This window comes from Paenibacillus sp. MAHUQ-45 (assembly GCF_058133325.1).
Genome location: NZ_JBYUPV010000008.1, coordinates 20,043 through 35,127 on the forward strand (window position 1 = coordinate 20,043; position 15,085 = coordinate 35,127).

Here is a 15,085-nt window from a genome sequence, read left to right on the forward strand (position 1 = left end):
TAAGCGGTTCTCGATGCTATTTTCATATCCAATTGCATGCCGGTACGGTGATTAAGATAGCCTTAGCCGCGGGCATTCCCTGCCAGTTTGTTGTCAGATGGCAAGAACATAGCCAGCAGTCCCAGCAGTGGCAGGAAAGCACATATCTGAATGACAAAAGAGACATCTGTCAAGTCGATCAGCCAGCCCATAATAACTGAACCAAGTCCGGCCAGTCCGAATGCCAAGCCGAAGAATAATCCAGATACGGTCCCGATTTTACCAGGTAGCAATGCCTGTGCATAGACAATGATGACCGAGAAGCCGGACATCAGGATGGCGCCGATCAGACCGCAGAGAATGATGGACCAGAACGGCGTTGCATAAGGCAGCAGCAGGGAAAAGGGAGCTGTACCGGCAATAGAGAACCAGATGATCTTCTTGCGTCCGAACCGGTCGGCGAGTGGTCCGCCGAGCAAGGTACCCAGCATTCCGGCAAATTGTAGGGCGAACAATGGAATTTGCGCATCCTCAAACGGGCGTTGAAAGCGGTCCATGTAATAGAAGGAGTAATATCCGGTCATGCTGGCGATATATACGAACTTGGAGAAGAGCAGTACAATCAGCAAGCTGATCGCTAGTGCAACGAAGCCGCGGGGATGCTGAACTGCAGCTGCAGCCGTTTGAACCGTCTTCGGAGCTACAAGCTGCCCCTTATACCAGCGGCTGACGGCATATTGCAGGAAGATGCCGAGGACAGCAGCGAATGCGAACATAATCAGCCCTCGTGTTCCGTAAGGCATAACCAGAAAGCCGACTGCCAGTGGAGCCAATGCCTGGCCGGTATTACCGCCCACCTGAAAGACGGATTGGGCCATCCCGTGGCTTTTGCCAGCAGCCAGATGAGCAACACGTGAGGATTCCGGATGGAGCACAGAGGAGCCGATACCCAGCAGCATGGCTGAAATTAGTAGTCCGACAAAATGGGACGAATAGGCCATACCAATAATACCGATCAATGAGAATAGCATTCCGCCGGGCAACAGCAATGGCATAGGACGTTTGTCTGTCAGATTTCCGATGAACGGCTGCAGCACGCAGGCAGTCACGTTAAGCATGAAGGCAATCCAGCCGACTTGGGCGAAGCTCAGGTTAAGGGTTTGCCGCAGCAGCGGGAAAACAGCGGGAACAGCGGACTGCATCGCGTCATTCAGCAGATGGGCCACCGTGACGCCGATCAAGGCGTACAGAGAGTACGACCGGGCCGCTGCCAGGGCAGGGCTTGAGACAGTTTTCATAACAATCATCCTTTGCTTTTTTGTCTTATTCGGTAGCTTAGCGCACTGTCGGATGATCTGTCGTCGCGATTGATGCTTTTCTTTTGAGCATTTTTTGCTATACTGAACTCGGGTGAGTGACCATGCAGATACACATGACAACTCCACGGCTGGAGCTGTGGAGAATTGAGAATAGTTTTATTAACGAAAAGCATCGCCATAATAATATGTACCAGATCACTGTGCCTGTGTACGGTTCCTGCGCTTTCGACTTGGAGAATAATTCCTTCCAGCTGGAGAGAGGGGAGGCGTTAATCAAGTCCCCTAATGACAGTCATGCCTTTGAGATTAAGGACGGGGAAGGTGTGGTTGTTATCCAGTTGAAGGATTTCATGGAGATTTGGGAACTGGACGGCCCGTGGGAGCCTGTTATGCAGCAGCGGGTGAATGGGGATGAGCTGTTGCGGCAGCACCGTAAATGGAGTGTGGCGTTATGTTCGAGTGACGGGACAGAGGCAGGGTTCGTCGAGGAGACGGAACTTGAGGTCATGAACTATTTGTCCCGAATTCTGCGGGGGAATCACCAGAAGAATCCCAATGCTCGAGTGCAGAAGGGGCTTCCGGATTGTGAGGACCCGCATTTGGTTCGGGTGCTGGAGTATATGCGCGATTGCTATATGAAGCCAGTATCAATAGAGGAGCTTGCCGGAATCGCAGGGATGAGCCGATATCATTTTATCCGTTCCTTCAAGGCACAGATTGGACGTTCTCCGTACCAGTACATGCTGAAAATCCGGATCGACGAGGCCAAGCAGCGGCTTCACTCCACAAGACATACCGTGACCGACATCAGTCTGGATGTTGGTTTTGCGAGTCCAAGTCAGCTTTACCGTGCCTTCCAGAAATTTATGGGCATGTCGCCTGAGCAATACAGACAGCAACTGTTCTTAAACTAGTATGTTGGGGCTGTTCTATAAGTCATGAAATTGGCTTATGGGAGCAGCCCCTCATCATGATGGTAATGGAGGCTTTGTTTTGAACAACGTTGATTCGGAGTGGGCGGAGTCTCACTTTCCTTTATATACTGCTACCCAAATTCTTTCATTGTATGGTACTTCTAATCAGCCCATGCATAAGATTCATGAGGACTTTACAGTGCTAATTGCTATCGCAGGCGGTAAGGGGATACTGCGGATGGATGATCAGACATTTGAGCTGCAAGAAGGCAGCATTATGCTGATTCCGGCACAAGTCCATGCGGCATTAGTTACAAATTCCCTTCAACCACTTCACGCATACAAGCTCTCCATTGGCGTCTGGGAGCGACCAACCTCTCCGCCAGCAAGTTCAATGGTACGAAGAAGTGAGGTACTGGGTGGGGAGAATCTTCATTTCTTTCTTTGTGAACCTGATATTGTGGCCAAAGTTGAAGAACTTTATCTATACCGTTCACCGATCCATGAAGTCAGACATGTGAAGAATCAAATTGTATTTCATCAGATTATTGCTGAGCTGCTGGAGCGAGAGGATGCAAAGTATGCGGTCAGTGAGCAGCCGAGCATGGATCGAAGTATTGCCTACCTGGAGAACCATTTTAACGAAAAAATAACGCGAGAACAGCTGGCGGCATTGGCCGGTATCAGTAGTTCACATTATTCTATATTATTTAAACGTTTTACCGGATTTTCCCCCCAGGAATATCTGTCACGCTTGCGCGTGCATCGGGCGATTGAGCTGTTAATCAGTGGTTCGGGTACCCTTCGAGAGATTGCCCAGAAGGTAGGGTATAAAGATGAATTTTATCTGAGTCGTCGTTTCAAGCGCCAGACCGGTGCAGCGCCTTCTGCCTATAACCGCCGGTCCTCTTCGCCTCGCGTTGCTGTAATGCTGGCCCCTTATGCCAGTCATCTGTTGCTGCTTGGACTGGAACCAGTAGTGACGATTGCCGAGAATGGTGAATATTTGAATATCGCCGAACTGGAGAAACCGCAAAACATGAGATTTATCAGTGCAGATACTTCTCCCGAGCAGCTCAATTCGGTGTTACTAGAGACAAAATCTGAATTGATTATCGCGGCACAACAGCATTTGCACAGTTTTGGCTTGAATCTTGGGCATATACGGGCGGTAGCGCCGGTTATAGAAATATCTTGGATGGAGCTTGGCTGGAAGGAGCATTTCCGCCTTATTGCGCAGGCTATCCAGCGGAGTGAAAGAGCAGAAGAGTGGCTGGTGAAGTTTGGGGAAGAGGAACAGGAAGCTCGTCTGCGGGTACAGGAAAGCGCGGTCGCCAAGGAAACGATCACAATTCTGATTCTACGTCCGGAGCAGATGCAGGTTTATGGTGTTCGAAATGTAGGATATGTGATGTATCATTCGCTTGGGTTGAAGCCTCCGGCAAAAATCGGACAGGAGATAGAACGGCTCGGTAATCAATTTCATTCCATTCCTATCGAGCTGGCGGAGCTTGCTGATTATGCGGGTGATCGTCTGCTTGTTTTTGTATTTCCAGACCCGAAAGGTTCTTTCGCCCATGCCGATGCTATTCTTCAGTCCTCTTACTGGAAGGGGCTTGCGGCTGTTCGGAACGATAAAGTGCATCATCTGGACATCGATGATTGGATTCCCTATAACCCTGTTTCTATTCGACTACAGCTGCAACGTGCGGTGGCATTATTTACCGGCATTCAATAGTCCAAGCTTCTTTCCCAACAATAAGCCATGGTTTAGCGAAATCAGGCTTACTATAATAGGTTATGAAAATGAAACTCATTATCAATGAGAAAATTCATTGTACATAGTCATTATAAAAAGGGAGAGAGTCATCCGATGAAAAAGCTTTTCGTACCGGTAATCTTATCTTTAGTAGTTATTCTGAGCGCCTGTGGTGCCAATCAAACCAATAATGCTGAGAAGAGCACGAATAATTCCTCGACTGAGGCATCCCAGTCTTCCGGCGCAGCGCCAGCGGCAACCTTTACGTATCAATCCGAGAACGGCCCAGTGGAAGTTCCTTCGCATCCGCAGCGCGTGGTTGTCCTGACTAGATTTTTAACAGGAAATGTGATGGCGCTAGGTGTGCCTGTAGTGGGCGTGGACGAGATGTCCAAGGAGAACCCAAGATTTAAAGATGAGCTGAAAGACGTTGAGGCCGTTACGGATGAAAGCCTTGAGAAGATCATTGAACTGCAACCGGATCTTATTATCGGACTTGAGGATATCAAGAATGTGGACAAGTTCAAGCAAATCGCGCCAACAGTCACTTTTACATATGGTAAAGTTGATTTTTTAACGCAGCAGCTTGAGATAGGGAAATTATTGAACAAAGAAAAAGAAGCACAGGCCTGGGTGGATGAATTCAAGGCACGTTCCCAGAAAGCCGGTGAAGAGATTAAAGCGAAGGTTGGCGAAGGCGCAACGGTGACGGTAATCGAGACCTTCAACAAACAGCTGTACGTGTATGGATATAACTTTGGACGGGGTACAGAGCTTCTATATGGTGATCTTGGCTTCAGTCTACCTGAGAAAACGATAGAAGCAACAGCGAAAGACGGTTATTTGGCATTGTCTACGGAAGTTATGAAGGATTATGTTGGTGATTATATTATCTTCAGTAAAAATGCGGATGAGGATAACAGCTTCCAAGATACCCAGACCTACAAGAACCTGCCAGCTGTGAAAAATAATCACGTCTATGAAGTGGATGCCAAATCGTTCTATTTCAATGACCCGCTGAGCCTTGATTTTCAACTGGACTTCTTTATCAAGAGCTTCCTGAACAAGTAATGATTTATCAGCACCCACATTATCCATTATGAGAAAAGTTGAGATTCCAATGAGAGATAAAAAACGTTCAGTCCCCTTTTTCTATAAGCTCCTTGGCAGTGTGCTGGTGCTCATCGTCTCCTTTGCTATTTCGATGGTATTGGGAGCTAAGGAAATAACGCTGCATGATCTTTGGCTGGCGCTAACTTCCTCGGGTGCGTCCAGTGAGAATGTTCTCATCCTGCGTGAAATTCGTATGCCACGTGAACTGGCTGCGATGCTGGTCGGTGCCGCTTTTGCGGTATCCGGCTCCATCATGCAAGGGGTAACTCGTAATCCACTCGCGGATCCTGGTCTGCTGGGTTTGACCTCCGGAGCGAATATGGCCCTGGCTGTGACCTTTGCATTTCTTCCGGGAGTGGGCTACTTCGGAATTATGCTGGCCTGTTTTATCGGTTCTGCATTAGGTGCGGGTCTAGTCATTGGACTTGGTTCCGTGCGTCAAGGAAAGCTGTCTCCTATCCGCATCGTGCTGGCAGGAGCAGCCATTTCCGCCTTTCTGTATGCTATTGCAGATGGCATCAGTATTCTTTTCAAAATATCCAAGGATGTCTCGATGTGGACCGCTGGGGGATTAATCGGCACGACATGGGGACAGCTTCAGGTGATCACGCCTGTTATTGTAATTGCGATTGTGGTGGCTGTTATGTATTCCAATCATTTAACCATTCTTAGCCTAAGCGATGAAATTGCAATGGGACTGGGGCAAAAGCTCGTGCGGGTCAAATTGATCCTGTTCACTCTGGTCGTTTTGTTGACGGGGGCAGCGGTAGCACTTGTTGGTAACATTGCCTTTCTAGGGCTGATGATTCCACACATTGTCCGCATGATCGTTGGCACTGATTACCGGTACATCCTGCCGTTCTCCGTGTTTGCTGGTGCCAGCTTTATGCTATTGGCCGATACGCTCGGCCGTACCATACATGCGCCTTATGAGACACCGATGGCAGCTATTGTAGCGATGGTGGGCTTACCCTTCTTCCTGTTTGTCGTGCGTAAAGGAGGTAAAGCACTCTCATGACATTGTCCGCTCTTGTTCGTAAACAACGTCTTATTATTCTGATCAGCCTGTGTCTTATTGTCCTGACCGCAGTAATCAGTATGGGCGTAGGCTATTCCTCATTGTCTTTTAACAGGCTGATCCCTGTTTTATCAGGTCACGGCACATTTAAAGAGGATTTTGTTCTGTTCTCTGTCAGATTGCCCAGAATTTTGATTACCTTGCTGTCGGGGATGGCCTTGGCATTATCCGGGTCGATTCTGCAAAGTATTACCCGCAATGATCTGGCCGATCCGGGCATCATTGGTATTAATTCCGGGGCCGGCGTAGCCATTGCGATCTTCTTCCTGTACGTCCCGGTCAAAGCTGGGTCATACGTATATATGCTGCCGCTCGTGGCATTTCTGGGGGCCTTGATCACAGCCATACTTATTTATGTATTCTCCTACAGCCGGTCACGAGGTCTTGATCCGACTCGTCTGATATTGGTTGGGGTAGGCTTCTCTCTGGCTTTGTCAGGGATTATGATTGTAATCATTTCTTCGGCGGAACGCTCTAAGGTAGATTTCATTGCAAAATGGATCGCGGGGAACATCTGGGGGACAGATTGGCCGTTTATATGGGCTTTACTGCCGTGGTTAATTCTTCTAGTTCCGTTCACACTGTTCAAATCCAGACAGCTTAATCTGCTCAATTTGAGCGAGGCTTCTGCGATTGGCGTCGGTGTCCATCTGGATCGGGAGCGCCTGCTTCTTATCGTAGTGGCTGTTGCTGCGGCAGCATCTGCAGTATCGGTCACCGGAGGGATTGCTTTCATCGGTCTGCTGGCTCCGCATATTGCCAAAGCACTGGTCGGACCGCGAAATCAATTATTCATTCCTGTAGCAGTGCTGCTTGGCGGATGGTTGCTGCTGTTAGCCGATACAGTCGGACGCAATCTGGTCGACCCCGACGGTCTTCCGGCAGGCGTCATGGTATCACTGATTGGAGTTCCATATTTCGCTTATTTGCTGTTAAAAAAATAGGATTGACGTATGCCGCCTCAGCTTATGCTGAGGCGTTTTTTTATAATTGTAGAAACAAGGCTTTGGTGCCGAGGCTTTCGTGAGCTTTATGTAAGAGGAAAATTATAACTATACGAGGTTTTTGTAAACTGAAAATTGGTGGAGCAAGGGAATCGTCAGATTCTCAGGCTTCACCTTTTTTGCTGTTTGTTCGCAGAAAGCTTTATGGATCAATATTCCATAAACATCGTGAAAATATTAGATGTCTCTTTCTATTATGATTAGATTTTTTCTGTTTACATTGAGGTTACAATAATTTAATATATCACTTACAAAAGTTAATATAATTAATAATGTCAGCTGGATTGTTCGGATGCAGTTGGACCGATTACAACAGCGGGAAGAGGGATGCTTATTGATTAATTGTCTAACCCCTTGGTGTTAAGGAAAATATCATCATTTGCGGAACGTTTTTTAGCTACATATGACATTAAGAATAGGGGTTTTGCTTAAGTGTTTAATTTAATGAGTAAGTACAGGAAATGGATCAGCGCTGCCTTGATTGTGATGATTCTAGCTGTAACCGTACTGCCGAATAGTGGGGTAGTCAAGGCGGATGCTGCAGCGCCGGAGATTGTCGCTGGCTGGACTTTTTCAGCGACTAATTTGGACACTGCGAACAGCGGTATTGCTTCCAATAATAATATCGCCAAGTTGAAGTTAAGTAGTGATAGAAAAGCTACTTATTCAGCAGCAGGCAACACGATATACAAGGACGGCTGGGCTTCCGGAGAATACTGGGAGGCACAGCTTAGTACATTAGGCTACTATGACTTGAAGCTCTCTTCCAAACAGTATGGTACGAGCACTGGGCCAAGAGATTTTAAGATTCAATATAGTCTCAACGGTACGGATTTCTCTGATGCTTCCGAAACATATATCTTAACCAGTACGATCGCGCAAAAAGATTTTGATCTGCCAAAAGCCGTAGAGAATCAGCCTACGGTATATATCCGTTGGTTAAACAACTCTTCAGCAGCGATTAATAATACAGGAACAACAGCTCCTGTGAATGGCAATAGCCGGATATCGGATATTGTTGTTAAAGGTTCGCAGCAGCCAGCCGGTCCTGTCAGCGTAACAGGCGTTGCACTGAACACGGGTGCTCTTGCTCTTTCTACAGGTGGAAAAGGAACGTTGACGGCAACGGTCCAGCCAGCGAACGCAACCGAGCGTTCTGTCACTTGGACCTCCAGTGATGCAACGGTTGCGACAGTGGATAATGGCGTTGTAACAGGCGTGAACGAAGGTCATGCCACGATTACAGTGACCACTGTTGATGGTAGCTTCCAAGCTGCGGCAGAGGTCGATGTAACTGCCGGACCCGTTAAAGTAACGGGTATTGCGTTGGATAAAACCAATGTTAACTTGACGGTTGGAGCCACTGATCAATTGCTTGCAACGATTCAGCCTTCAACTGCTGCCAACAAGCAAGTAGCCTGGACTACTTCGAACGCGTCAGTTGTGACTGTGGATGCTCAAGGAAAATTGAAGGCTATTGCACCGGGAACAGCCGTTATCATCGTTACTTCACAAGATGGTGCTTTTACTGCCACGTCATCGGTGAATGTGACTACAGCCAAAACGGCAGATCCGGTAGCTTCCAAAATCACCTTGTCTACCCTGACTAATGCTTCGGGTACTGCGGGTGCCGTAGCTGGCAACTCATCCGTCAAGTTGTATTTTGCGGATGACACACTTGCGGGAACAACGACAGCTGCTGCGGACGGATCGTTTACGCTTGCGTTCCTCAATCCAGCTTCGAAAAGTTCCTTCTACATTGTAGCGCAAGAAAATGCTAAGGACCCGAGTAATAAGATCGCGCTGAGCTTCTCTGGGAGCAACTACAAGCCTGGAGATGTTGTGTTCAGTCAAATCTATGTAGGCGGCGGTAATGGCGGCGCGTTCTACAAAACAAAGTTTTTTGAATTGTACAACACGACAGATCAGGATATTAACTTCAACAATCAGTGGGCCATTGGTTATACTTCCGCTACTGGGACAAGCTTTAGCGCCGGAACGAAGCTGACCGGTGTCATCAAAGCTCATGGATATTATCTTGTTGCAGGCAGCACGGGTGCAACAGGTAAGGATCTGCCAGTTAAAGAGGATCAGACTACAACGATTAATCCAAGTGCATCTACTGGTGGTATTTTGGCCATTACGAACAGCACGACTGCAATAAGCAGTCAAGATGATCCGAAAGCCATCGACATTGTTGCTTTCGGTAATGGAACGAACCCAAGCTTCACCATGAAAACGGATCATTGGGGTTCGCCGTTCTTTACCACCAGCATTTCAAGCGGGACACTGCTTCGCAAGACGGACCTTGGTTCCGATCCGCGAGGAGTTTTTGGCCTGCGCAATGGTTACTTCACCAAGAATCCTTTAAATGATTTCGTATTGAACTCTCCTGGCAGTACCGCCAATCCGGACGAGGTCGTGATTAGAACTTCGAAATCTATGGTTTCACCGGATGCTTCCAAAATTCGCTTCGTGAATGCAGGCGGAACTGGAAATGTAACAGGTACCGCAGGTGCAGTACCGAGTGCATCGTCGGTAAGTGCATATTTCCTGAACAATGGAACGTTGACACCGGCAGGACAAGCCACTGCGGGAGCAGATGGTGCCTTTGCACTGAATGTTACTAACGCAGGACAAAACCAAACGGTATATGTAACGCATAAGGATTTGTCCCAACCAACGCCTAAAGACAGCGCCTATGCGCGTGTCGATATTGCAGGTAATCCGGCAGCAGTGCTTCCAATCACAGCTCTTCGTGCAAACGATGACAAGGGATTCCTGCTGAATGTGGGATATGAAACGACTATTGAAGGTATTGTGACCTCCGCTAACCAAGCCTTGGGAGCAGAGAAAACAAGCTTTTACGTACAAGATTTAACAGGCGGGATTCAAGTCATTGGTGTGCAGGACTCTTCCTCCATCGCGCCGGGCACTAAAGTAAAGGTTGCCGGTAAGCTGGTGTTTGTTGCCGGGGCGACTCAACTGGTTGCTGGGACGATTACGACTGAGGGTATGGAGGCTGTGCCAACTCCAGCTATTGTCAAATTGGATGCTATGAGTGTCTATGAGAAGGCTGAGGCACTTGAAGGCAAACTGATTTCCTTCAGAGGTAAGGTAACCAATATTCCATCAGAGGGACCTGACTATAATGTTACGGTTGCTGATGATGAAGGTAATACAGCTGTCGTGAAGATTATGAAATCTACGGGGATTGACATCAATAGTGCTTTGTCCCTGGGAGATGCGTATAACTTCACTGGTATTGCTAGTCAATCGAAGTTAGTATCGCCTTACACAAGCGGATATTTTATCCTGCCGAGAAATGCTGCCGATATCAAGGGGGATTTGCAGTTTAATCACGTTCCTTTGACTAAGGCTTACACCGGTCTGGATGTGTCGATCAAAGCTTCGGCGAAGTATGCAGACTCCGTGACTCTTTATTATAAAAATGAAGGGGACTCGTCGTACCAATCCATTCCTATGGAAACGGCCGACAAAGTCAATTACAACGTCAAGATTGATAAAGCTAATGTGAAGACAACTAAAATCTACTATTACATTGTGGCTGAAAGTGCTGGACAAGAGCCTCGCAAATCTGGTGACGCAGCTACCCCTAACGCGGTAGAGATTGTTGAGGATAAAGATGGTCCAGAGTATGCGGATGAGCTTCCGGCGAATATGGACACCATTGAGACGAACCATCCGGTTGTATCCATAGATTTGGACGACCCGAATGGAGTGGATGTTTCCTCACTGAGTATCTCTATTGACGGTAAGGATTTTACAGCCAAAGCAGTCAAGTCCGAAACTCAAATCAAGCTTACACTGACTAGTGAAGATGATTTGGCTGTGGGCGTACACACTGTTGTAGTTAGCGCGAAGGATAAACTGGGCAACCTTTCGTCAACGAAATGGTCGTTCGAGATTATTCAAAGATTTACAGGCGGTAACCATTACCGGGGAACGACACATAACCATACGAATATATCCCATGATGCCAAAGGTACTCCTGAAGATGCTTTGAAAGCGGCGGAGTTCTATGGCTATGATTACTTTGCTTTCTCTGATCACTCACACGATATCGACTCTAGTCTGACTGGTACGGACACGGTTGATCATAACGGCATGCCTGAACGTAAAGGTGGATCGGATTGGCAGTTGACCAAAAATCTGGCCAATCAATACACCAAGGACGGTAGCTTTGTTGTGTTCCCTGCCTTTGAAATGACATCGACCACTTGGGGACATTCCAACGTGTTTGGAACAACCAATTTTATCGATCGCGTTCAAAATGGTGGTAAGTATCAGAACCTGCAAAATTATTATGCATGGACACTGACCTATGATAATATCGTGGCGCAGTTTAACCACCCGGCTATGTCGGCAAATGCTTTTGACAATTTCATTCCTTATGATAAAAATGTCAATAGACTCTTCACGATGCTTGAAGTAGGTAATGGTTCCGGTAACTATTCTTATGTCAATGCTGAGAATAAATTCTTCAGCGCACTTGATTTGGGCTGGCATGTAGCTCCAACCTATGGCGAAGATAACCATGATGGAACCTGGGGAAAAACGAAGAAGCGGACGATTATCGTAGCTAAAGATCTGTCTCAGGAATCTCTTTTGGAAGCTATGCGCAAAATGCGTGTCTACTTCACTGAGGATCCGAATTTCACGCTAGATGTACTGGCGAATGGTTATTACATGGGGTCCACAGTAGATTCCAAGAATTTGAAGTTTGATATTAAAGGTAGTGATCCGGTTCTAGAGAGTGCTACCGATCCAAAATACAGCTACCTGAAGACACCTTCAGACGATAATATCGCGAAGGTTGAGCTAGTAACAAACGGCGGACGAGTAATTGATAGTTATATCCCTAAGGACAGCTCCACTTCCTTCAGCTGGAGTCCTAACGTCAATGTATTGGGTGGACAGCAGTGGTTCGTTGTTCGAGTAACGCAAAAAGATGGCGATCGAATCTATTCTTCACCAATTTGGTCGCAAGAAGATCCGTTGGCTGTAAGAGTGAACGATCTGTCAATCGTAGAAGGAGCGGCAATCGCAGGCAATCCGGTAACCCTGAAAGCAGGGATCTCCAATATGGGTACGATTAACCTGAAGAATATTACCGCGCATTTCTACTATGACAGCATTGATGCACAACATCTGATTGGAGATGCAGAAATTCCTTCGTTAGATTCCAATCAAAATGTTAATGCAAGTGTCATCTGGGCAAATCCTGTAGCCGGTAATCACAAATTGATTGTCGTGTTAGCGTCAAATGACGGTATTGACCTAGGTGATAACAGGTATGAACAGATAGTTGATGTTAAAGCACCGCTCGGCATTACGCTGATGATCGATGCGACTCATAAGAATGAGAACACATCAACAGATACAGGTACGTATGCTAAGAACCTGACAGACATGACCCTGAAACTCAAGCAGCAGGGCTACACAGTTGTAGAGAATACCACTGCTTTGTCTGATCAGCTTCTGAATAATGTAGGCGTGTTGATGGTGACTCACCCTAGCACTGAGTATTCCGCGAGCGAGATTGATGTCATCAAAAACTTCGTTAATCGTGGCGGTTCTCTATTGCTAACGGAGAAGAGTAATTTCGGTGGAACACAGCAGACAGTGAACTCTCTGTTGAAGGGTGTAGGCTCAAGCATTTTGGTCAATAACGACGGGGTGTTTGATGAGACGCCAGCAGGAAACTTCTGGTCCACTCCATTGACCTCTAACTTCTCAGTACGTCTTCACTTAAAACCGGTAAGCAACGGACTAACCGATTTTATCTCGTTGCTTGATTTCTATAGTGGTGCGAGTCTGGCCGCGAATGACGGTTCAGGGAATAAAGTTCCTCTTACCAATAGTAGTACAGTGACTATTCTGGCTACAGGAAATGAATCGACTTTCCAGGATGCACCGCAATTGAAACCTGACACCGTTTCGTATAACGTGTATACGGCCAACGGTAAAAATGGTCCGGCTTTGTTAGATGTAACAGGCGGTAGCAAGATTCCGCTTCTAGCTTCGGAGCAACTCGGCAAAGGCCGCATTTTTGTAGCTGGTATGAACATATTTAATGACAAGCAGATGACCCAGAACGACGGGCCTACCAACAATGCTCCATTAGCATTGAAGGTCGTTAATTGGCTGGCTAATCGTGAAACCAAGGTAACACCAATCGCGGAGGTTCGTAAGCTTCCAGAAGAAACAAATGTAGTTATCCAAGGTAAAGTCACGACGACTGCCTTCTATGATTCAGCCTTTATTCAGGATGAAACTGGCGGCGTTGTAGCCTTCAACGATGTTCCAGACGGCGCGCTTCAACTTGGAGACACAGTACGTGTATACGGAAAAATCGGTTCATTCGAAAATGAAAAAGAACTTATCTTTGACAGATTCGATAATAGCATTGTAAAGGTTAGCTCTGGGCCACCAGTTGAGCCGAAATTGGTTAGTACAGCTGCTTCTGTCTCAGATGAATACCAAGGACAGCTAGTACAGGTGAAAGCTAAGGTAGTTGATATTCTTGATGAGAGCACGTACATCCTCAATGACGGCTCTGGACCAGTTACTGTATTTATAGACGGGTATATCGTCAACAAGACTGGGGAAGTTGCACCGATCAAAGTTGGAGATACGCTACTGGCCACGGGCTTGAGTGGTAAGTACTCCAAGGGAGACCGGATCCGTGTTCGTGACACGAAGGAACTGATCGTGGACAAAACGAACATCCCAGTAACTGGCGTGACAATGAAACCAGCTACACTGAACTTAAAAGTCGGTGAGAGCGGACAGCTTGAAGCGGTATTTGAGCCTGCTACGGCGAACAACAAAGCTGCAACTTGGAGCACAAGCAACAGCGAAGTAGCAACTGTGGATGCCAGCGGTAAAGTCACTGCTATTGCGGAGGGAACAGCCACTATCACAGTCAAGACTGAAGATGGCGGATTCCAAGCAACAAGCGAAGTAACGGTAACACCGAAGGTTACTCCAGTAACGGGTGTAACCCTGGATAAAGCAACGCTGAATCTGAAAGTTGGAGAAAGCGACGAGCTTAAAGCGACCGTAACTCCTGATACGGCAAGCAATAAAACCGTAACGTGGAGCACAAGCAACGCTGACGTAGCAATTGTGGATGCCAGTGGTAAAGTCACTGCTATTGCGGAAGGAACAGCAACCATCAAAGTAACAACTGAAGATGGTAAACTCGAAGCAGCGAGCGAAGTAACGGTAACACCGAAGGATTCCAGTGGAGAAAATACTCCGGTAACGGGTGTGACGCTGGATAAAGCAACGCTGAATCTGAAAGTCGGCGAAAGTGATGAGCTTAAGGCGACCGTAACTCCTGATACGGCAAGCAATAAAACCGTAACGTGGAGCACAAGCAACGCTGACGTAGCAATTGTGGATGCCAGCGGTAAAGTTACTGCGATTGCGGAAGGAACAGCCACCATTACAGTTACGACTGAAGATGGTAAATTCGAAGCAACGAGCAAAGTAACGGTAACACCGAAGGATTCCAGCGGAGAAAATACTCCGGTAACGGGTGTGACGCTGGATAAAGCAACGCTGAATCTGAAAGTCGGCGAAAGTGATGAGCTTAAGGCGACCGTAACTCCTGATACGGCAAGTAATAAAACCGTAACGTGGAGCACAAGCAACGCTGACGTAGCAATTGTGGATGCCAGCGGTAAAGTTACTGCGATTGCGGAAGGAACAGCCACCATCAAAGTAACAACTGAAGATGGTAAATTCGAAGCAACCAGTGAAGTAACGGTAACACCGAAGGATTCCAGTGGTGAAAATACTCCGGTAACGGGTGTGACGCTGGATAAAGCAACGCTGAATCTGAAGGTTGGAGAAAGCGACGAGCTTAAGGCGACCGTAACTCCTGATAC

The 15,085-nt window shown here is 47.2% G+C and carries 7 protein-coding genes; 6 read left to right on the plus strand and 1 reads right to left on the minus strand.

Annotated features, from left to right (window positions below):
• Positions 1 to 62: 62 nt before the first annotated feature.
• Complete coding sequence (locus tag AC3Y23_RS17695) at positions 63 to 1,277, minus strand: MFS transporter (RefSeq protein WP_379201313.1); 1,215 nt, start codon at positions 1,275 to 1,277, stop codon at positions 63 to 65.
• A gap of 122 nt (positions 1,278 to 1,399) precedes the next feature.
• Here AC3Y23_RS17695 and AC3Y23_RS17700 point away from each other — a divergent pair, with 122 nt between their 5' ends.
• From AC3Y23_RS17700 to AC3Y23_RS17725, 6 genes are all read left to right on the plus strand, one after another.
• Positions 1,400 to 2,212, plus strand: a complete 813-nt coding sequence (locus AC3Y23_RS17700; protein WP_379201316.1) for a helix-turn-helix domain-containing protein — start codon at positions 1,400 to 1,402, stop codon at positions 2,210 to 2,212.
• Between the two features lie 79 nt (positions 2,213 to 2,291).
• Positions 2,292 to 3,950: an AraC family transcriptional regulator gene (locus tag AC3Y23_RS17705; protein WP_379201318.1), complete on the plus strand. Its 1,659-nt coding sequence runs from the start codon at positions 2,292 to 2,294 to the stop codon at positions 3,948 to 3,950.
• Between the two features lie 135 nt (positions 3,951 to 4,085).
• On the plus strand, positions 4,086 to 5,042 hold the full coding sequence (locus tag AC3Y23_RS17710) for an iron-hydroxamate ABC transporter substrate-binding protein (protein WP_379201321.1): 957 nt from the start codon (positions 4,086 to 4,088) through the stop codon (positions 5,040 to 5,042).
• A 28-nt stretch (positions 5,043 to 5,070) separates the two neighbouring features.
• Entirely contained in the window at positions 5,071 to 6,102 is a 1,032-nt protein-coding gene (locus AC3Y23_RS17715; RefSeq protein WP_379201324.1) for a FecCD family ABC transporter permease, read from the plus strand.
• Positions 6,099 to 7,106, plus strand: coding sequence for a FecCD family ABC transporter permease (locus tag AC3Y23_RS17720; protein WP_379201326.1), 1,008 nt, complete (start codon positions 6,099 to 6,101; stop codon positions 7,104 to 7,106). Before AC3Y23_RS17715 ends, AC3Y23_RS17720 begins: the two co-directional genes overlap by 4 nt.
• 504 nt (positions 7,107 to 7,610) lie before the next feature.
• The coding region (locus AC3Y23_RS17725; RefSeq protein ID WP_379201328.1) for an Ig-like domain-containing protein at positions 7,611 to 15,085 on the plus strand (7,475 nt) is incomplete at its 3' end.

Coding starts and splice junctions, on each gene's coding strand:
- AC3Y23_RS17715 (WP_379201324.1), top strand. CDS start 5,071: ATGAGAAAAGTTGAGATTCCAATGAGAGATAAAAAACGTTCAGTCCCC.
- AC3Y23_RS17700 (WP_379201316.1), top strand. CDS start 1,400: ATGCAGATACACATGACAACTCCACGGCTGGAGCTGTGGAGAATTGAG.
- AC3Y23_RS17710 (WP_379201321.1), top strand. CDS start 4,086: ATGAAAAAGCTTTTCGTACCGGTAATCTTATCTTTAGTAGTTATTCTG.
- AC3Y23_RS17720 (WP_379201326.1), top strand. CDS start 6,099: ATGACATTGTCCGCTCTTGTTCGTAAACAACGTCTTATTATTCTGATC.
- AC3Y23_RS17695 (WP_379201313.1), bottom strand. CDS start 1,277: ATGAAAACTGTCTCAAGCCCTGCCCTGGCAGCGGCCCGGTCGTACTCT.